At 36.3% G+C, this 19,554-nt stretch carries 18 protein-coding genes and 1 pseudogene; 7 read left to right on the top strand and 12 right to left on the bottom strand.

Going from position 1 to position 19,554, the window contains the following annotated elements:
• Nucleotides 1-50: 50 nt before the first annotated feature.
• From N0M92_RS21320 to N0M92_RS21295, 6 genes are all read right to left on the bottom strand, one after another.
• Complete coding sequence (locus tag N0M92_RS21320) at nucleotides 51-278, bottom strand: hypothetical protein (RefSeq protein WP_260287704.1); 228 nt, start codon at nucleotides 276-278, stop codon at nucleotides 51-53.
• Between the two features lie 418 nt (nucleotides 279-696).
• Nucleotides 697-1,638 carry a sporulation protein gene (locus N0M92_RS21315; protein WP_260287703.1) on the bottom strand — a complete coding sequence of 314 codons (942 nt, stop codon included), beginning with the start codon at nucleotides 1,636-1,638 and terminating at the stop codon, nucleotides 697-699.
• A gap of 411 nt (nucleotides 1,639-2,049) precedes the next feature.
• Nucleotides 2,050-2,478, bottom strand: coding sequence for a MarR family winged helix-turn-helix transcriptional regulator (locus tag N0M92_RS21310; protein ID WP_260287702.1), 429 nt, complete (start codon nucleotides 2,476-2,478; stop codon nucleotides 2,050-2,052).
• A 249-nt stretch (nucleotides 2,479-2,727) separates the two neighbouring features.
• A complete protein-coding gene (locus N0M92_RS21305) occupies nucleotides 2,728-3,360 on the bottom strand; it encodes a fumarylacetoacetate hydrolase family protein (protein WP_260287701.1) in 633 nt (210 codons plus the stop codon).
• 295 nt (nucleotides 3,361-3,655) lie between these two features.
• Nucleotides 3,656-4,885: an NAD(P)/FAD-dependent oxidoreductase gene (locus N0M92_RS21300; RefSeq protein ID WP_260287700.1), complete on the bottom strand. Its 1,230-nt coding sequence runs from the start codon at nucleotides 4,883-4,885 to the stop codon at nucleotides 3,656-3,658.
• A gap of 531 nt (nucleotides 4,886-5,416) precedes the next feature.
• The gene (locus tag N0M92_RS21295; protein ID WP_260287699.1) at nucleotides 5,417-6,052 is read right to left on the bottom strand and encodes an FMN-dependent NADH-azoreductase; all 636 of its coding nucleotides are present in this window, start codon (nucleotides 6,050-6,052) and stop codon (nucleotides 5,417-5,419) included.
• Between the two features lie 219 nt (nucleotides 6,053-6,271).
• Between N0M92_RS21295 and N0M92_RS21290 the strand changes: the two genes are divergently transcribed.
• On the top strand, nucleotides 6,272-7,090 hold the full coding sequence (locus N0M92_RS21290) for a histidinol-phosphatase (RefSeq protein ID WP_260287698.1): 819 nt from the start codon (nucleotides 6,272-6,274) through the stop codon (nucleotides 7,088-7,090).
• A 381-nt stretch (nucleotides 7,091-7,471) separates the two neighbouring features.
• Nucleotides 7,472-7,642, top strand: a complete 171-nt coding sequence (locus N0M92_RS21285) for a hypothetical protein (RefSeq protein ID WP_192205221.1) — start codon at nucleotides 7,472-7,474, stop codon at nucleotides 7,640-7,642.
• A 197-nt stretch (nucleotides 7,643-7,839) separates the two neighbouring features.
• Here the strand turns inward: N0M92_RS21285 and N0M92_RS29500 are convergent.
• The 4 genes and pseudogenes from N0M92_RS29500 to N0M92_RS21265 form a co-directional block, all read right to left on the bottom strand.
• Nucleotides 7,840-8,173 (bottom strand): annotated as a pseudogene (locus N0M92_RS29500) (SDR family oxidoreductase); the annotation flags it as partial.
• Nucleotides 8,174-8,325: 152 nt separating this feature from the next.
• Nucleotides 8,326-9,711 carry a sodium/glutamate symporter gene (locus N0M92_RS21275; protein ID WP_260287697.1) on the bottom strand — a complete coding sequence of 462 codons (1,386 nt, stop codon included), beginning with the start codon at nucleotides 9,709-9,711 and terminating at the stop codon, nucleotides 8,326-8,328.
• Nucleotides 9,712-9,732: 21 nt separating this feature from the next.
• Entirely contained in the window at nucleotides 9,733-10,899 is a 1,167-nt protein-coding gene (locus N0M92_RS21270) for an alanine dehydrogenase (RefSeq protein WP_260287696.1), read from the bottom strand.
• A 421-nt stretch (nucleotides 10,900-11,320) separates the two neighbouring features.
• The gene (locus N0M92_RS21265; RefSeq protein ID WP_260287695.1) at nucleotides 11,321-12,730 is read right to left on the bottom strand and encodes a sigma-54 interaction domain-containing protein; all 1,410 of its coding nucleotides are present in this window, start codon (nucleotides 12,728-12,730) and stop codon (nucleotides 11,321-11,323) included.
• A 1,622-nt stretch (nucleotides 12,731-14,352) separates the two neighbouring features.
• Between N0M92_RS21265 and N0M92_RS21260 the strand changes: the two genes are divergently transcribed.
• Complete coding sequence (locus N0M92_RS21260; RefSeq protein WP_260287694.1) at nucleotides 14,353-14,526, top strand: hypothetical protein; 174 nt, start codon at nucleotides 14,353-14,355, stop codon at nucleotides 14,524-14,526.
• Here N0M92_RS21260 and N0M92_RS29495 read toward each other — a convergent pair.
• Nucleotides 14,518-14,898 (bottom strand): MBL fold metallo-hydrolase, encoded by a 381-nt coding sequence (locus tag N0M92_RS29495; RefSeq protein WP_397443895.1) that lies wholly within the window; start codon nucleotides 14,896-14,898, stop codon nucleotides 14,518-14,520. The two genes, N0M92_RS21260 and N0M92_RS29495, sit on opposite strands and share 9 nt — an antisense overlap.
• Nucleotides 14,899-15,233: 335 nt before the next feature.
• Between N0M92_RS29495 and N0M92_RS21255 the strand changes: the two genes are divergently transcribed.
• Nucleotides 15,234-15,407 carry a hypothetical protein gene (locus N0M92_RS21255; protein WP_260287693.1) on the top strand — a complete coding sequence of 58 codons (174 nt, stop codon included), beginning with the start codon at nucleotides 15,234-15,236 and terminating at the stop codon, nucleotides 15,405-15,407.
• A gap of 225 nt (nucleotides 15,408-15,632) precedes the next feature.
• Nucleotides 15,633-16,253: an NAD(P)-dependent oxidoreductase gene (locus tag N0M92_RS21250; protein WP_260287692.1), complete on the top strand. Its 621-nt coding sequence runs from the start codon at nucleotides 15,633-15,635 to the stop codon at nucleotides 16,251-16,253.
• A gap of 191 nt (nucleotides 16,254-16,444) precedes the next feature.
• Here the strand turns inward: N0M92_RS21250 and N0M92_RS21245 are convergent, their stop codons facing one another.
• A complete protein-coding gene (locus tag N0M92_RS21245) occupies nucleotides 16,445-17,185 on the bottom strand; it encodes a VCBS repeat-containing protein (RefSeq protein ID WP_260287716.1) in 741 nt (246 codons plus the stop codon).
• A gap of 428 nt (nucleotides 17,186-17,613) precedes the next feature.
• Between N0M92_RS21245 and N0M92_RS21240 the strand changes: the two genes are divergently transcribed.
• Nucleotides 17,614-18,195 carry a TetR/AcrR family transcriptional regulator gene (locus tag N0M92_RS21240; protein WP_260287691.1) on the top strand — a complete coding sequence of 194 codons (582 nt, stop codon included), beginning with the start codon at nucleotides 17,614-17,616 and terminating at the stop codon, nucleotides 18,193-18,195.
• Between the two features lie 25 nt (nucleotides 18,196-18,220).
• The gene (locus N0M92_RS21235; RefSeq protein ID WP_260287690.1) at nucleotides 18,221-19,426 is read left to right on the top strand and encodes an MFS transporter; all 1,206 of its coding nucleotides are present in this window, start codon (nucleotides 18,221-18,223) and stop codon (nucleotides 19,424-19,426) included.
• The last annotated feature ends 128 nt before the right edge of the window (nucleotides 19,427-19,554 follow it).

The following is a 19,554-nucleotide window of genomic DNA, read 5'->3' as shown; positions in this document are numbered from 1 at the left end:
TTTTTCTTCTATTAAGAAACTGACCATAAAAAAGAATTTAGTGCAAATGACTAGATTCTCTTTTTAATATCTTCCCTTATCGATTCAATGATAGTACCTGATAAATTTGCTGGAAGAGATGAACCATCCTCAAAAACCCATGTATTAATTATTTCAAGATCTTCTTTTTTAAAAGTAATGCTATAATCTTTTTCATTGTGAGTAAAATCGGCTGTAACCGATTCTTCACCATCAAACTCGTCATCAATAATCATATTTTTTATTTCATATGGCTTCACGATGTAATCTCCTTTTTATCATTCTTGTATATAGAATGGGCTTTATATGATTGTTTATTCATTTTTTCAGCAAATCAAAATGTCGGTACCATCAAATAAGCGTCAAGAAAAGAAAAAACATGTAGGTAACCTAATTCATCCTTAATTAAAGATTGCGTTTAATATATAAAGTCCATAAAACATAAAATCCACATAAAATGATTAGCTTCATGATCACCATCACCTAATCCGTTTATCACAATCGGTTAAATGGAAGTAAATTGCGCTATTAAATGTGCCCTCCTGGCAAAACAACAATAAAACAAGCGTTACTTACTGATCAAAGTAAGTAACGCTTGTTTTCCAATCCTTACCCAAGCAATGATTAGTGGGTACTTTTTCTTTTCTACGTTAACATAGGAACTAACTAATGGCTTGATTAGGATTCCCCATCTCCATTATCAAAAAATGAATCAAATCCCCCATCAAAATCCTCTGTTTCCTCTTCAAACATTTCCTCAATATCAAAACCTTCCATCATCTCAGTAAATAGCATCGTCCCTAAAACACCCACTGCCAATCCACCAACCATTCCAGGTATAGCGTTTAATTGGGAAGCGCGACCATGATGCTGGTTTGCGGAATAAGAGAAAGGCTGTGTAAAAGCATAAGGCTGATCAATAGCTTCCGATATATATTTTCCTAGTAGTTTTTCAAGTCCTGCTTCATGTTCAAGAACATTTTGATTTAAATGAAACTCACGTTTTGCTTCAATTTCCTTGTATCCGCTTTTACAGTCAACTTCCATCCAGACCCGGATACCTGATTCTTCATTGGCAAAACGCATTTCAACTTCATTTACTTGTCCCATGAATTGTTGAGTGGGAAAAAAAGCAAATTCCTGTCCATATTGGTCGAGTTTACCGGAGTCGGCTGTCTCGCGAAAACCTAATTGAGTCATTGCATTAAAAATGGCTTGAATAGAAATCTGGGGTTGGATGACTAGCCGGTCTACATCTTTGCGGTCAACCCCACCCTCAATATCAAGATGTGTATCCAGATAGTATGAGACAGTTCCCCTTGAAATAGGTATATTCGTAGGCAGGACGTAATGAAAAGGAATGACCTTACGTTCTTTGGGGTGAATACAATCTCGATTAACTAATGGTATATGGGCAACTTCCTTAGAAACGCTTTCTTGTTTTAATACCACATTCATCATAAGCCGGACAGTCAATTGATTAATGTTCTGTTCCACCTCACCACCTTGAATGACAACCTCCCCTTGGATGCTTTCTCCCGCTTGATAATTACGATTACCACATTGTAAATCTACAGTTGCGGCTCCTTTTCCTAAACTTGCTAAAATCTTTTTGAACATGCTTCTTCTTCCCTTCGAAATTATCTCAAACCGTCTTAAGAATATGTAAGTAAAATGGGGAGTAATAAGAAATGACAAGAAATCTATTCGCATTTCATGAAATTTCTCAATTACTCTTGATGTAATACGTCGAAGAATGAAAATAGTTTCAAATGAATTTACTGCAGTAGGTGATTTTCATATGATAAAGGAGTAAGTAAAACACCCTCTTGAATGCATGCGCTTACATTTATTTTCGCATTGACACTTCTCTTTTTGTCAACAGTTCCGTCCATAATAAAAACGAAAGGCAACACTAAGATTTAAATAATTTCAGTTCATTTAAATCTTACTGGGCAAAGGAATATTCCTATCTAAGATATGTAGAAATAACCGACTTCACTTAGTACTTAAAGGATGTAAGAAACTATATTATAATTTTTTGATTAAGGATTGTAACTCATCTTGAAGGTTTCCTTTCGAAAAAGCAGAGTGCAGAATTTCATGAACAGTATTTAAGGAAATTTGTAGTTTTTCTTCACCTATTCTAGTTAAACGTGTGTAAATACCTCGTCGATCATCTTCGCATATTTGCCTTTGTAAAACGCCGCAGCTTTTTGCTTCCAGTCTGACTACCAGCCTAGATATAGCACTTTGACTTAATCCTACCATTTCTTGTAATTGTTGTAGCCTCAATTGTTTTTCGCTTGTTTTGGATAAAAAGTATAGAACGTAAAACTCTTTTAACGAAAGGTTATGATTTTTTTGCAAAGCACTTTCCAGCTCATTCGTAATGCTCATTTGAATATTAGTAAGAGATAGCCAATTATCTAAATACTTCTTTTCTTGGTTGTTTTTCATGCACATTCCACCCTGTTCTATCCTTTATAATTAAAATTGATTATCTTCATTCAATTAAATTGTTCTAATTCATTAAAAATTAATTTTCCAAAGCCTAAATTTAATGATTTAACTTTTTGAAAAAGTACGTGCCATATTGGCAGTTTCCATGTTGTTAAATTGTTCTCTTCATTTTAGACGAGTTTCTTCTTTTTGTCTAAGTTTGAATTGTTCCATAAAAAAAAACAGTCAAAATGACTGCTCCTTTTTTCATGAATTCAGTGTAACTGAACAGGATCCAATTTCATTTCCACCCCAGTTTAGTGAAAGCTTGTCTTGGTCTGAAAGAGGTCCTACACCACTTGGAGTACCTGTAAAAATAATATCTCCTTTCCTAAGTCCAAAATGCTCTTCTGTAAATTCTATAATCGTTTGCAAATCAAATAGTAAGTCTTTAATATTTCCGACTTGTACACGCTCTCCATTCTTTAACAAAGAAAAATCTAATTGTTCACATGCTTCGACACCTGGAAATGGAATGAAATCACTAACAACAGCTGAATTTTTGAAACCTTTAGCCAAAAGCCAAGGGTGCTGTTTCTGTTTTAACTGTGATTGAACATCTCTAAGTGTTAAATCCAACCCAATTGCCATCGCATCAACCATTTCATCTACTTTCATTCCTGGTTCGTACTGCTTTGCGATATGTATGACAAGTTCAGTTTCAAAATGAACGGAACCCTGATTACCCGGCAAAGTAATTGACTGACCTTTTGCTTCAACAAGCGAATGAGTTGGTTTTGAAAATAAAAAAGGGGAAGTTGGGATTTCATTATTCAACTCTTTTGCATGCAAAGCATAGTTTCTACCTACACAATAAATATTTTTAATGTCTTTCCTCATAAAACTCACTCTTTTCTTTTAAGAAATAAAAATTAATATTAAGAAGTAATTGCAAATTTCCTTAGTCATGATAATTAATACGGAGCCAATCTATCATACTCCGATTTAAGTATATTTTATATTTTTCTGACTTTTTATACAACCGTTATACCTATTACCAAGAAATCCATATTGATGTAAAATAATATCACGGATTAAAAGAACAGCTATGATGAAATTTTTTTGTTCTTTAACAGTAAATTGTTGCTCAATGTTTATAACGAAATATTTTTGTCCTTGGATCATTAAATCATTGCTAGTTCGACTGCATAATTCGTGCGAGTTCTTTTTCTAAAACAGCGGGCTCGTTTGCGTAATTGTAAATCCCTAAAAACTTCTCTATAGCCTCTGGATGGGAACTAATCAGCTTGTTGACAGCTTCCTGTTGTTCAGATATGCGTTCATTCTTCGAAATTTGGCATCCCATGTGAAACCGAACCATAAACTCATCTTCTATTGCCTTTTGATATTCTTCAGACATTTGATTCGATTTATTGGATTGCCCCTTATATTTTAATAGAATATTGGATAATATACGTGCTCCACATATAGCATCATGGATCCCCTGCGCCATGCCAGGATCTTTAAAACAAACCGCATCACCAACCAACGCCCAGCCTTTTCCCATTCCCTTATACCAGTAATTATCATATCCCAGTATACCTTTGACAGGTTCAGCGATTTCAGCATCTTTCAAGCGGGCTCCAATTGTTGTATTAGGAAAGTTATCTGTCAAGAGATTGCGCAGACAGCTTTCCGGATTTGATTTCAACCGTTCTATCAATTCCTTATTTTCTAATGGGAAAATGCCGACAATAACATATAAATCATCATTCGTCGGAAAGAGAATGGCTGTGTTATCTTTTCTCTTGTATACTTCAAATTTAGGGACATCATCATGGCGAAATCCAGAAAAATACCCAAAATGGATACCGACTGTTGCCGGAATACTTGTTTTGAGTTCACTTTTTACCAGCTTGCGAATAATAGAGGATCGGCCGTCTGCCCCGACTACCAGACGAGCTAAAAAATCTTGCTTCTTGTTGTTGCCGTCTAAACCTTTCACGCCTATTACTGTTTCGTCATCACGGATGACATCCGTCACACGAAATCCTACTAAAACGGTAACATTCATTTGAGATTTGGCTTGTTCAAGTAGGATATGATCGAGATAAGTTCTCCTAATGCAATAACAACTGGCCTCACCGTAAACCACAGGGATGAGTCCTTCTATCACGGTATCCTCAAATTGAAATTTAATATCCCGTACCGGTGGTGCATTTGTTTCCAATAATTTGCCCATTACACCTATTTCTCGAAGAAGAGCGACAGTATTATTGAAAAAGGTATGGGTTGATAATGTGTCCCTTGGAAAAGTCGATCGGTCAACTAACAACACATGGAAACCTGCCTTAGCAAGATAAATTGCCAGAGCAGAGCCGGCACATCCAGCACCGGTAATGATGACGTCATACATCTTATTCATCGTATCACTCCTTTTTCAAGTACCATGATTGACTTGCTTATCCATTAGCAGAGTTTGATAAAAATATACTACATACATAAAATATGGAAGTTAAAACAAAAAAAGTACAGAGAATTCCAAATTCGACCTCGTCTATGTGAAGAATCGAATTTTTCACTTCATCTTATAGAACTCCCTCATTTAATTCAGGATTTCATCCCACTGGGTAAAGAAATTACAAAGGCATCTCATCTACCACACTAGCAAAACAGAAAAGCATTGGTATATCGTTTGCATCTTTAAACCACCAAGTGTTAAAAGCAGACTTTTTCGTTAATATTCTTCCAAATCGTTTTCAAATAAAGTGTACTAAAGAGTGCTACTTCTAGGATTACATCGTATGTATTATCAGGGGGAATTTTAAAAAGCCAGAATACAAAAACAACAATAATGAATAGCCGCACATAATAAAAAACCATAGTCCTTGATTGGTAAGAATAAATCCATTTATTTTTACAAAAAAAAGAGCCAACAAGTTGTTGACTCTTTGATTTAAAAAGTAGAAGCTAAATCTTTTGAGCGTGCTATAGCATTTTCTTTTATTTCTTGTGCTTTATCAGGCATTGCTGCATGTCCTTCAACGAATACACCTTCAAAGGAAGGCACTCCGAAGAATTGCATGATGATTTTTAGATACCGGTGACCCATTTCCATTTCAGCAGCTGGTCCTTCTGAATAAATACCACCACGAGCTTGAATATGCAAGGCTTTCTTATCAGTTAAAAGACCAACTGGGCCTTGTTCGGTGTATTTAAATGATTTACCTGCAACAGCTACAGAATCTATATATGCTTTCATTACTGGCGGGAATGAAAAATTCCATAAAGGTGTTACAAATATATATTTATCGGCAGCTATAAATTGTTCACATAACTCTGAGAGTCGACTAACTTTTGCTTTCTCATCCGCCGAAAGTTCTTCAAAGCCCTTTCCTGATTGAAGTTTCCCCCAACCACTGAAAACATCTACATCAATTTCAGGAATATTTTCTTTATAAAGGTCAATATTCACTATTTCATGGCTAGGATTTACTTCTTTGTAAGTGTCAATAAATGCTTTTCCAACAGCCATACTGTAAGATTGTTTATCATCATGAGGATGAGCTGTGATGTACAATACCTTAGTCATTCTGTATCTTTCCTTTCTTTTAACATATTTGAACATTCTAGTTTGTCTTGGAAATTCAACATTTATACAATTACTCGAATGTATAAAATTATCCGTTACCCCGCCAAAAAACGCAGATTTAAGGAAGGTATAAATCTTCTTTCAAGTTTTGAGAAAGAATGTGAATTTGGGATATGATATAACAAAGACAATCCGGTTATTTTTAGGAGGCTTTAGCAAATGACGAATACAATAAAATTTGACCTGCACACTCACCATGAACGATGTGGACATGCTATCGGCACAATTGAGGATTATGTAAAACAAGCCATTGAATACGGTTTGCAATATATTGGGATTTCTGATCATTCTCCATATTTCTATAGTGAGGACGACCAGCTCTACCCAACTATCGCCATGGCAAAAAGTGAACTTGTCCCTTATATTGAGGAAGTTCTTCGCTTAAAAGAAACATATGAAGGTAAAATTCACGTGTTATTGGGAATGGAAAGTGATTTCTTCCCTGATCACATTGAAGTCTACCGTGATCAATATCTTTTACACCCTTTTGACTACATAATTGGATCCGTTCATTATGTTCAAGACATTAGCATTTTTAAAAAAGGGCGTTGGAATGGTTTAACTTCTAAAGAACAGTCAAAATTAAAGAATGAATACTATGAATTAATACAGAAATCTGCAAAAAGCGGAGTGTTTCAAATCTTAGGCCATATTGATGCAATGAAAGGGTTTTATCCTGCCTTTTCATCCATTGAAACAGACAGTATTGAAAAAACGTTACAAATCATTAGTCAAGAAGATATCGCCATTGAGATTAATACCTCTGGTAAAACAAAAGAGTGTGGTGGGTGGTATCCAGCAGATGACATTTTAGAAAGAGCTCTTTTCTATAATGTGAAGGTAACATTTGGATCAGATTCGCATACACCTGAACGTATTGGCGATGAATTTGAACAAGTTAAAAAAAGACTAAAGGAAATCGGCTTTTCTGAGTGGGCTTACTTTGTTAACAAGCAAAGGATTCTCACTCCACTTTAACCTTCCAGTCAATAGGATTAGAACCTGTCCAATCGCTTGAGTATCCATTAACAATGTGTATCGTAGGGATGGTTTTTCAACCCTTTTGCTACTAAGAAGGGCGATGCACAAAAAATTCGTGTCCAGGAATCGGTTATGATCCTGCTTCGAATCTCATTACACCCCTCATCTGATCAAAGAATCGGTACCAATCTTTTTTATGAACATAAAATAATCATTAAGCATTCTGTAATAAAAATTTTAGCACGGTTGCTTACGAGTTCTTACCCGTTCATTTCAACTAATCCCAGTCATCATCATATTTTTTAGCATAAAATCAAAATATTTAGGGAATTAATAACTTACCAATCGTTAATCTTATAAAAAGGAGTTGATTTGGGTATGATTGATAACCCATTGCATAAAGAGAATGACGAAAACTCTGTAGAGTCAGTTGAAGGTAAGGATGTTTTTAACTCTTCAATAGGGAGATCCGAAGCCCCTCCAATAACTCCGTCAAAAGATCCTGAATTCGATCTTTTTGGCACAGTATTAAACGGGTATCCGTTTTAATTAAACTTCCTTTTTCAATATACCTTCAGAACATTGTGAATGGTATTAGAGCATTAGATTTCAAAACCTACATTATAATTTCCTATAAAATAAAGAAGAGCACATATTAGTCACGTATAATATGTGCTTTCCTTTTATTAAATTCAAGCGCCCTTTTCTGGATTTATGCTAGTGTACCTAAATAATATTTAACTTTATTATCTTAGATATCCTCCATTATTAATATCGAATGTTGCGCAAGTATAATGCTTGGCTCTATCTGAAAATAAGAAGACAACCATATCCAGCCACATCTTCAGACAGGACAGGTGTATTTATGAAATGAATACTCCTATTTTCTCCAATCAGGTATCGTACCCATAATCGGAGTATTAACCATCGTAGGAGCGACAGCACTAACTCTGATTTATGGTAAGAAATTCATTGCACAGCTTTTAGTTAAACCTAATATGACAGCTATTGATAACCACCCAATTGCATCTGAACTGCCCCCATTCCTGACACTGAAGACATATTAACGATAATTCCCTTACCTTAGCTTTCTAACAGCAAAATATCATGTATAATTATCGTTTGTCCGTCACCAACCTATCATCATCCCGAGCTCTACTAATCTTGGTATGTCATTTGTAATGTGAATGTAACTATAAGTGTTATTTCCAATGGCGTGGATACCATCTGGGTCATCCATCGCGATCAAGTGCAGATGCATCCGGCCTATCCTCTAAAGGAATTTTCCAGTACCACCATTTAAACTTAATAGATATTACAACGCAGACAATAGAAATAGCCGCGTAAATGCCAACAAATGACCAGTGTTGTCCTCCTAATAGCATTGCCGGTCCAGCTGACCATGCAAATAATTCTAAAGGCGTATTAAGCGGCCCAACGATAGCTGTATCTGTGAGTGTCTTAGATTTATTATTTGGATCAACTACTCTTAATAGGGTCAGCCCTATCGCAAAGACACCAGTTGCATAACCGTAAACAAATATTGAACGCTCAAACCAGCTTTCATAGTTCATGGCTGGACCGACTGCCCATAACATTAAAATGACAATTATCATTCCTGAAAGCATTAATAATCCAAGTGGAAGTGCATATTCAAGAACGACAGGTAGTTTTATTGAGGCTACTCCAAAGAATACAAGGTAATCCGTTGCTGAACTACCTAACCTATTTACCACATTTTCGTCTACATATTTATAGATACCTTTTTTCCCCTTGCCCAGGAATGCATACATTAACAAGGCAACGATGAACGCTATGGTAAATGTTGGAAAGTCAAGACCCCAGGTATCTGCAATATATGTATTAAGCAAGTAACCTAAACCGGATGGAATAAGTAAAAGCGCAACATGAAATGCTAATGGATCAAGTGCTATGGGTGAAATCGTCTCCGTCCCTATGGATACTCGATTATTAGGCTTTACTAAACCTGTCCTCATGTCCTCTGATATTTGGGAGAAGTCTTTAACATATTGTGTATATCCTTTTTTTGTGGCCATTTTTATAAATATTAGTCCACCGAAAATACCTGCTAAAATACCAATGGTGGCTGATGTCATACCTAAATCTGTTGCTGCGGCAAAACCTAAATTTTCAAAGGTTGATCCTACCGCAGCTGCTGTTCCATGACCACCATAGAATCCCGTTGCTAAAATTAATCCAAAACCATAATTAATATCAGGAACCCATTTAGAAATAACCAATATTGAAAATGTAATTGGAATAAAAATGAGGACGCCTATTATCAATATTTTGTATGAAGCATATGCACCCATTCTTTTGAGGTCTTTTTTCATATTCCCCGGAGTAAATGAAAATCCATTTATCCCTACCGAAGCAAACACAAAAATTATGATGACTCCCGCATACGAACCTATGTCCGCTGAAAAAGGTAGGATATTCAGGAATCCAGGACCTAACGCCAACCCTAAAAAGCCTGCCATTAAACTTGCGGGAATGAAATTCTTTTGCAATAACTTGATTTTTGACCGCATAAACATACTTATTAATATAAGTATACTTGCGAGAGTGAAGTCTACCAATAGCGTATTTAACGTCATAGCTGAATCCACCTTTTCTGATTAGAATTTTAAAAAGTAATCTGATCTTGTAACTGTAGCGGGCGGGGCAGTGTCCAATTTCACTTGTGTAATATCAAGGATGTCTTCCGGTTTTATCCATGGTCTTTTTTGGATAGCACTTGTTTCTTCATGAGTGAGATAGCCTTTATACGCCGTCAGACTCCGTCTTAAAAAACCATCTTTTATACAGGCTTCTGTGACACCTGAGTTTAGAATAGATCTAAGGTGGCCTAATACAGATGCAGCATATGCTACGGATGTGGAATTTGCTATAGCGCCTGGAATATTGCCCACACAATAGTGAACGACGCCGTTTTCAATATACGTAGGATTATCATGAGTGGTTTCACGGAAGGACTCGATTGCCCCTTCAGCATCATTGCTAATATCTACAATGACGGATCCTTTTTCCATTAAGTTGAGCATATCTCTATCTATTAAATAATCCTTATTTCCTTTTGGCCATTTCACGCTATTAATGACTATATCAATTTCTGGAAGTATTTTTTGGATATTTTGTTTAGTTGATATTTGAGTGTTTACTTTTTCGTTGTAGATCTTTCCAATTTCCCTTAAAGTACCGAAGTTTATATCCATTACAGTACACCAAGCTCCTAATGAATGTAGAACTTGTAATGCGGATTTTCCGACAAGACCTCCCCCGAGGATGAGGACTTTAATGCTGGGTGCTCCTGCTAATCCACTTACAAATTTCCCTTTGCCTCCATTTATCGTTAGCATCGAGTGTAGGCCCATTAGAGCTCCTTGTTTACCTGCTGCTTCACAATTCACTGAGCCGAATCGATGTGAATCTTCTGCCGTAAATGCAATACATTTGCTGTCAAGAATGGCTTGAACTTGTTTTTCATTAGCAGCTGGATGGATACAGGTATAGATAATTTGATTTTCTCTAAGTAATTTGTACTCGATTTCTTCAATTTCTTTCACCTTTGCTAAGAGGTCAGCCCTTTCATACATTTCCTTCAATTCGTCTACTATCTCAGCACCTTGCTCTTCATATTCTTCATTGCTAAACCCTGCTAGGAGTCCCGCATCTTTTTGAATAAGGACGGTATGACCATCGCTTTTAATAGTTCCGACCTCTAGCGGAGTTGCTATTACTCGGAACTCCCCGACTTTAATATCTTTCAATACACCAAATATCAATTTGACTTCCCCCTTAGTTTCAAAATTTACAGCACCATATTGCCTAATCAATACCGGCTGTGTTTTCATTGTGACGATAAAATTTTTTCACTATAAGGTACCTTTTTTAAATATAATTCCTAATCATTTATAATCATTTTCTTAACATCAACCTTTCACCCCTTTTCCTAACTTTATGACTAAATATTTATTCCTATTTTTGAAAGGTCGTAATTCCCTTGTGTTTCATATGTATACTTAAGCAAGAAGTATGCCAAAAGAACTCATCATTTTCCGCTGATTTAAGCAGAAAAATCAGAAAAATAAGAGTTTCTCTTTATAAATATGTCGATTGCAGATATAAAAAATGATTAAATTGTTAATATTTGAGCAGTAAATGTTATTTTTTGGGCACTATGTGCATAAGTTTATTTCTCTATTGTTAGCTTTTGGGCACAATTTCGTACAATCTGATCTTATTTTGCAGAGTTTGCCTTGGGATTTCGAGTATTTTAGCTGCTTGTGATACATTGTTTTTTGTTTGTTGGATTGCCTTTTCGATCATTTTCTTTTCTAATCTGGCAACAGCTTCTTTTAAAGGTTCAATCTGAAGCTCTTCTTCACTATGTCGAATGAAATTCTTCACACGCTCTTCAATATCTTTCATTTGAAGTGTATCTTCCCAGTCATCTATTTGATTGATTGCAAATTCAACAATATGTTCCAACTCCCGTACATTTCCTGGCCAGTTGTACTTCAAGAGAAAGTCATATACCTCTCTTGATACATTGGTTATATTTTTGTGCAGCAACACATTATATTTAGAAATAAAAGATTCCAATAAAAGCTTAATATCATCTTTCCGTTCCCGTAATGGTGGAATATTGAGTGTCATTACACATAATCTGTAATATAAATCAAGTCTCATATCTTTATCCTTTACACAATCTTCAGGGCGTTTATTGGATGCGGTGATTACTCGTACATCAACTTTTCTAATAATTTTATCTCCTAATCTTCTAATATATCCGTCTTGCAGTACTCTTAATAACTTGGACTGTAGATGAATGGGCATTGAGTTAATTTCATCTAGAAAAATCGTTCCTCCTTCCGCTATTTCAAATAAGCCTGGATTATTTTCCGCTCCTGTAAAACTCCCTTTTATTGTACCGAACAAAATACTTTCAATTAAGGCTTCCGGAATTGCTGCACAGTTTTGCGCAATGAAAGGCTTTTCTACACGATTACTGGCATTGTGCAGTGCTTGAGCAAATAATTCTTTTCCTGTTCCTGTTTCACCATATATAAAGACGGGTGAGCTCCCTTTTGCAATCTTTTCGGTTAAGAGCTTTAAATTTTTCATTTGTTCGTTATTCGTAATAATATCTTTCAATGTATATTTTGCTCGTTCTGGATGAATATTTTCTAGTAATCGTTTATCACCTTTAAACATTTCTGAATTTATCTCGATTGCATTATTAGGAATATGATTTTCTTTACTTATTTCTTTCGAAAATTCAATTGCTCCTATAATTTTCCCATGGGCTCTGATTGGTAGAGAAATATTTGTGGTTTCAATTTTTCGACCCATAAAATCAACAATTTCTTGTTTACCTCTAAAAATGGGACGACCTGTTTTCATTGCATTTAACAACGTACTCGATTTTTCATTCAACGTAGGAAATACGGAAAATAAGCTTTCTCCTAATATTTCCTCTCGTTCTTGAACTTCAGAGTGAAATCGAGGATTAAATTTGACTGTAAACAAGATCGTCCCTTTGTTATCAATAATAGTAATACCATCAATGTATTTCAGTTGATTTAGAACCTCGTAATTATTTAATCGACTCATTGTATACTCCTCCATGATTTTTTAGTAAGGGGGTGAACCTTTTGGGTTATTCTAGTAAAAAATATTCTTGATGCTTGTGCCACGAAAGACTTAGAATGTAATGGCTGAACTTGTTCCGCCTAACCTTGCCATGCTAGTAAACACCGTAGAGATCATCGAACCATCGTGGTGGGCTAAAATATGTAGTTTGATGAAGGGATACAAGGTAAATGAGCACATCGGCCCGTTCAAAATGCGGAAAATTGGACTTAATCGGCGTTTCGTCCTTCTATAGTCTGTGGCTTTTTGCTTGGAAGTGCGATGAACTTCTCCTTGGTTAATGCGTCTTAGACCCCAATTTCGAAGGATCTTGGAATTCCGTTGCAGTTTCCTGGCAAGCCGGGTGCTTACGATAGTCTCTTGGAGATGACAGATGCGGGACTTCTCGTGAATGCAACAGAGCGTTGTGCCATGGAACTATGCCCGTCGCTTAGGTTTTCACGATTATGTAGATACCGAAGCCATGTTTATGAACATCTTCTGCGACTTTCGCAAACGCAAAGTCATCCCATAAAACAAAAGCCGGCCTTGTATTAGGTCGGCTTCTTATATATTTTGTACGTTATCAAGCTGCAGGTTTGCTAGAACATTTCTTTGAGTAATTGCGGGTATCAAACTTTTTTCAATTCATTGTTACGTCTCTCTCATCACAAGATTCCATTTTCATCCAAAAACTATCAAAATTGTCTCAACCGCATTGTTGTAAATCTTATCAGGATCCTTCATTATACACCTCGGCTCCCTTTTTCGAATATTTCGACACAAATCACTGGTAAACATCAGAGTAAGGACCATAGCATTAAATTCCTTCTTTGAACATTATATCTGCATGCAAGCTATTACGCTATCCTGCCCCCTTTAATTGAATAATTTATGATACCATTCCTTACGGATAGTCCCTTCTCTTTATTAAGAGGTTTCATGACAAATAAAGTCTTATCGATCCAAGGTTCTCCCCTTACGCCACTATTAAAATAATCGGCAACTATCGAATCCTTAAATGAAACAAGGAAATCGCGACTTTACCTCAATACAAAGGCGATGTATAGGATACATTAGTAATAGTTGATATAACCTTTATCAACTGGATATCTGATTATGTTCGAAAGCTTCGTATGTCAAGCCAATGCGATGTAATTATGAAACGCCCCTAATGAAAGCACGGTTAATCAGATCAATTGTTGGATAGACTTAGTATTCTCAAAACTTCGGGAGTTTTTTTAATATGACAGGTCTAATAAATTGATGAAGATGAAAACGATGAGCGACTAAACTATGGTTCCGACATCATTTTCTTTTGTTGTTTCTATGCTGAAATAATATCCAGTGGTGATTTATAACGGATTTCATTTGAAGTAGGGAATAACCATAAGTTGGTATGGTTCACCTTTCATCTTATTTTTCAATGGGCTTTAACCGTTTATTGACTTGACGAAAATCAAATTTTTTCCGTTCATGCCTTCTAACCTACTTAAGGAGAAATGGATCTACCTATACATGAATAATATCAAAATTTAAATACAAAATATAAAAAAAAGTTAAAGGTTTAGCCTTTAATAAAAATAATGAAGGAGACTTTTAAAATGACACAAAAACAACAATATCAGCAAGCTATCAATGCGTCACAACAAGCCCAACAGGCTATTCAATCTGCACTAGCTAATGAAAATCCACAATTATTCCAACAAGCACAGCAACAGCTTGAAAAAGCTCAACAACAACTTCAAGAAGTTCAACAGTCTTGGTTCTTAATGTAACGTTCTATGTAACATCATTTTCTCTGTTCCCTTAGGTCCCCAAATGTTAAATGCTTGCTCTCTTTTCCCTCCTGTTGGTAAAGAACCTGTAAGCCATACGTCCGGTATGCCGATTGTATGATCCGAATGCAAATGAGTAAGAAACAACTTATCTACACTGCCTGGTAACAGATTCGCTTTATTTAATTGTAAAGCTGTTCCACGTCCAGCATCAAAGAGGAGTTTTTCATTACCAACTTCTACAAGAGTAGCCGGACCGGAGCGGGATGTACTTAAAAGTGGAGAACCTGTTCCTAATTGGGTTACTTTAAAGTCCGTTTGCTTTACAGCAGTTTGGCCGAGAGAAGGAAGTAAAAATGTTAATGATAGAATTATTGAAACTATTAACCAAAAAACAAAAGAAGTATTCCTTATTCTTTTTCTTCATAATAAAAACCTCCTGTCAGATTATTTGACTTTAACCAAGCAAAAACCTTTGTTTCGAATATAAAACTCCGATTCAAAAAACTTTAACGCAAACTAAATATTATAATATTTTAATATTCAGTCAATATTTCTAAATTAAACCAGTATATTGTTTTAACCTTCCATCAGGATACCTGGACTCAATCCGGGAAAGAAGCTGAAATAATCTTACACATTATTGGATTTCATATTGGATCAATTGTTCATACTAAAGAAAACTATCTGTTAAAGAAGGAGTTTATATGCCAAACAAAAAAAATAAAAATCATAATCCAGCTCAACATAAAAGTCAGGTTAGTAAATTACATTACAATGGAATGGAAGTGGATACTGATGTCAATGAAGATCCCATTCGCGAAAAATTATTAGATGAATCAGTTGATTCTTTTCTAAAATTGAAAGAAGGACAGGAATAGTAGGAGGAATTGTCCTTAAACGTTTTTGTATTTTTCCAATTCAAATGGGCCCTCAGGAAGCTTTTGAGCGGCCCATTTTGTTTCTTATCACCGAACGTTTTTCTTCTTGGGGTACCGCCAGCAGGCGCTAAATTATGATGTCTTCATGCACTAAAGCTCCTATTTGTTGAAAATGACGATATAATGTTAGTGGAATGATTGTATTCGCAAAAGGAGGTTCGTTTCTTGAATATTTTAATTTTGGGTGCAACTGGCCGGGTTGGGGGGCAATTAGTTACTTATAGTCTCCAAGACAGACATCATGTTACAGTTTTGGTTCGCACTCCTGAGAAGATTGGCATGAACGATGCCAATTTAACCATTATTCAAGGTAATGTTTTAAATAAAGATGATATCGTACGTGCCATGCAGGGGATTGATGTAGTTTTTAGTGCACTGAATACTGAAGGGACAACCACTTTATCAAAGAGTATGCCACTAATTATTGAAGCAATGGAAAACGAAGGTATCAAACGAATTATTACCATTGGAACAGCAGGTATCCTGCAAAGTAGAACAACCCCAAATATTTTGCGTTATCAGTCACGTGAATCTAAGCAGAAGTCTACCCGCGCAGCGAAAGAACATCATCAAGTTTACGAAATGCTGAAACAATCAACACTTCAATGGACCATTGTCTGTCCTACATATTTGCCGGATGGAGAAAGTTTTGGTACATATCGTGTGGAAGGTGACTTTTTACCGGAGAATGGGGTTGAAATATCCGTGCCGGATACAGCGGAATTTGCATTTAGCCAAATAAAAAGTAGTGCTTATTTAAAATCACGAGTAGGTATTGCCTACTAAACATTCCTACTTGCATTACTCCACTTGGAATCGTAGATGAAGTGCAGGAACCATTACGTCCGCTTAGCCGGTTCAATTATCTTCGTAAATGTACACAATCGCTGAACAATTGCCAAGAATATTTACCGGTTACTTTTGGACGAAAGAAAAATTCGCCTGCACCAAGTTCATGAACATTCTATGCCAATGTGCTATATTTGCCCTCCAAAAATAGCCACATTCTGCCTGTCGGGCGTAAACGCTAGCCCGTTCCATATCAATACAGTCTGTACAAATCCTAGTGAGTCGGCATTGTACCTCCCCGCGATCCTTTGATATGCTTCGAGCTCATATATGCCATCCCTGTTGTAATCAACCGGATATAAACCAGATAAAGGATTGATCCACCCTTCTATCGGCGACTTCAATACACCCTCCTTGTTATAAATTTCAGATAAATATTCCTTACCCTTATATGTAAGGTCAAGCATGTACCTTTCTTTTAGATAATAACTGTTCAACTTTGCTTTGTATTGGTTTTCATAATTAACAGCGTATTTATAGGTTTCATTGAATGCGTCTGAATTAAAAATGGTCATGAGTTGACTGTTAAGATATGAAAAAACATACGCATAGATGGAACCACCGCTTCCTCCCGTATCAATGACCACTAAAATGTCATCCCCTTTGTTACCTGTAAAATCACCAAGAAAAAGGGTCGGATTATATCCTGCGTTATTTTTCATGGGAACATGTTCATATTGATTAGTCCTTCCATTTTGGATAACCAAAGTTACATTCCTCCAAAAGGGGCTATCAGGGTTTTTGTTTGCGGTAAGAAAAACATTGTCCTTTATCCCATCCCCATCAATATCGCCTTGCTTTGAGGTCATCGTAACTGTTCTGTACAAGTTCATTTCCCTTGAAAGGGCAGATTGGAGGCTCAATTTCATGTCTAGCAGTTCCTGCTTTGAAGGATAAGGATTTGGAAACGACAAGGCGTTATCGATCGTTTGCATCGCTTCACTTGTTAAACCGGCTCTTCTTTGAGTCTCAGCCAAACAGTACCAAAAATAGGGATCATTCGATTCTTGTATTTTTGCGTAATAGTAATGAATCACTTTTCTGATGTCATACGTATTCAACTTCATCCCACCTGTCTCACTTTAATATCCATGAATTATATGCGAGAATTTAGTGAATAATCTTGAGTACATATCTATTGCTGGTAACAACAATATTGTCCTTTTCAAATTTAGCGCCCTTATTATGAATGATTTCTGTTGCCTAATACCTTTTTATGAACTTTTTTTGCTTGCGTATATTTATTTAATTTGCTATTATAACTGACGAACGTTCGTTAAAATATGAGGTGATATTATTGAAAAGTAATGAAATTAAGGAAGCCGCTCTAAAATTTTTCACGATTCATGGTTATGAAGGAGCGTCCCTTTCTCTAATAGCTGAAGAAGTCGGCATGAAAAAGCAATCCATTTACGCCCATTTTAAAGGCAAGGATGATCTTTTTCTGCAAGTTTTACGTGATGCGAAAGAGACGGAACTATCTTCGAAACTCCAATATTTCAGTAAAGTCGATTCAAAAAATCCTGAAAAAGATTTATACGGATTCCTGCAATTGGTCATCGATCTTTTCCAAAAAAATGAGCATATTAAGTTTTGGCTGCGTATGTCCTTTTTTCCGCCAGCGCATCTTGAAAAAGAAATCGAGCAGGAAGTCATAGATATCGAGGAAAAGGTGCAGGCAATTCTGGAATGTAAATTCCAGGATTGGATCAATGACAAATTAATCGTCGAAGATGCAGCCATAACTCCGACCTATGCTTTCTTGGGAGTAGTGGATTCCATTTTGCTTGAGCTTGTATACGGCAATGATGAGAAACGGCTGAAGGATAAATTGGCAGCCTCTTGGAAAGTGTTTTGGAGAGGTATTTCACAAGAATGATTCACAAAGAAAGTGGTGTTAACAAATGAATAAACCAATTAAAGAACAAAAGGCGGTATTAATTATTCTTCTAAGCAATATATTCATTGCTTTTCTGGGAATTGGACTCATCATCCCCGTCATGCCGTCATTTATGAATATCATGCATTTATCAGGAAGTACGATGGGCTATCTTGTTGCCGTATTTGCGGTTTCACAGCTTGTTATGTCTCCATTCGCAGGTCGTTGGGTTGACCGTTATGGGAGAAAGAAAATCATCATCATCGGCTTATTCCTTTTTGGTGTTTCAGAACTTATCTTCGGTGTAGGGACAAACGTATCGGTGTTTTATTTATCAAGGGTCCTAGGGGGAATAAGTGCCGCCTTTATCATGCCAGGTGTTACTGCATATGTTGCGGATATTACATCCGTTCAGGAAAGGCCAAAAGCAATGGGCTATATTTCAGCCGCCATTAGCTTGGGCTTTATAATTGGACCAGGGATCGGTGGCTTTGTTGCAGAATATGGTATACGCTTGCCCTTCTTCCTTGCGGCGGCCATTGCTTTTTTAGCATGCCTTTCATCAATATTCATTTTAAAAGAGCCGATGACAAAGGAACAGCTTGCAAAAGTTTCTGCAAATATTAACCAAACAAACTTTATAGGCGATTTAAAGAAATCACTAAACCCGCTTTACTTTATTGCGTTCATCATCGTATTTGTACTCGCTTTTGGTTTATCAGCCTATGAAACTGTTTTTAGTCTATTTTCTGATCATAAATTCGGCTTCACGCCGAAGGATATTGCAATAATCATTACAATAAGCTCTATTTTCGGAGTTATTGTGCAAGTATTCATGTTTGGAAAACTGGTGGATATTCTCGGCGAAAAGAAGCTTATCCAATTATGTTTAATTGTCGGTGCCATTTTTGCGGTAGCGTCCACTATGATTTCCAGCTTTTTGGCAGTTCTAGTGGTAACTTGCTTCATCTTCCTTGCATTTGACCTGCTTCGTCCGGCTTTGACGACATTTTTATCAAAAGCTGCCGGGAAAGAACAAGGATTCGTTGCTGGAATGAACTCCACCTATACGAGCTTAGGAAATATCGCCGGGCCATCCATGGGAGGATTGCTGTTTGACATAAACATTCACTACCCTTATCTTTTTGCTGCTGTCATTATCGTCATTGGCCTTGGCATTACAGTCATTTGGAAAGAAAACCGATTGACAGAAAGCTTAGCGAAATATTAATGTCCCGGATCGAATCTCTTAGATTTTAAAAGCACCTTTCCTTTTTGGGCTGGAAAACTCCCAAACTTGAAAAATGATATTCTACTAAAAAACCCCTTGTCCATATTGGGCAAGGGGTTTAACTTATC

The sequence above is a fragment of the Peribacillus aracenensis genome (assembly GCF_025175645.1).
Taxonomy (GTDB): domain Bacteria; phylum Bacillota; class Bacilli; order Bacillales; family DSM-1321; genus Peribacillus; species Peribacillus aracenensis.
The sequence above is the reverse complement of the archived record's forward strand: the minus strand, read 5'-3'. Positions and strand labels throughout refer to the sequence as shown.

What these genes read in the sequence shown, in the direction of transcription:
- N0M92_RS21265 (WP_260287695.1), bottom strand. Translation starts at nt 12,730, where the DNA reads ATGAGTCGATTAAATAATTACGAGGTTCTAAATCAACTGAAATACATT.
- N0M92_RS21305 (WP_260287701.1), bottom strand. Translation starts at nt 3,360, where the DNA reads ATGAGGAAAGACATTAAAAATATTTATTGTGTAGGTAGAAACTATGCT.
- N0M92_RS21315 (WP_260287703.1), bottom strand. Translation starts at nt 1,638, where the DNA reads ATGTTCAAAAAGATTTTAGCAAGTTTAGGAAAAGGAGCCGCAACTGTA.
- N0M92_RS21260 (WP_260287694.1), top strand. Translation starts at nt 14,353, where the DNA reads ATGACACAAAAACAACAATATCAGCAAGCTATCAATGCGTCACAACAA.
- N0M92_RS21245 (WP_260287716.1), bottom strand. Translation starts at nt 17,185, where the DNA reads ATGAAATTGAGCCTCCAATCTGCCCTTTCAAGGGAAATGAACTTGTAC.
- N0M92_RS21285 (WP_192205221.1), top strand. Translation starts at nt 7,472, where the DNA reads ATGATTGATAACCCATTGCATAAAGAGAATGACGAAAACTCTGTAGAG.
- N0M92_RS21295 (WP_260287699.1), bottom strand. Translation starts at nt 6,052, where the DNA reads ATGACTAAGGTATTGTACATCACAGCTCATCCTCATGATGATAAACAA.
- N0M92_RS21290 (WP_260287698.1), top strand. Translation starts at nt 6,272, where the DNA reads ATGACGAATACAATAAAATTTGACCTGCACACTCACCATGAACGATGT.
- N0M92_RS21235 (WP_260287690.1), top strand. Translation starts at nt 18,221, where the DNA reads ATGAATAAACCAATTAAAGAACAAAAGGCGGTATTAATTATTCTTCTA.
- N0M92_RS21255 (WP_260287693.1), top strand. Translation starts at nt 15,234, where the DNA reads ATGCCAAACAAAAAAAATAAAAATCATAATCCAGCTCAACATAAAAGT.
- N0M92_RS21300 (WP_260287700.1), bottom strand. Translation starts at nt 4,885, where the DNA reads ATGAATAAGATGTATGACGTCATCATTACCGGTGCTGGATGTGCCGGC.
- N0M92_RS21275 (WP_260287697.1), bottom strand. Translation starts at nt 9,711, where the DNA reads ATGACGTTAAATACGCTATTGGTAGACTTCACTCTCGCAAGTATACTT.
- N0M92_RS21310 (WP_260287702.1), bottom strand. Translation starts at nt 2,478, where the DNA reads ATGAAAAACAACCAAGAAAAGAAGTATTTAGATAATTGGCTATCTCTT.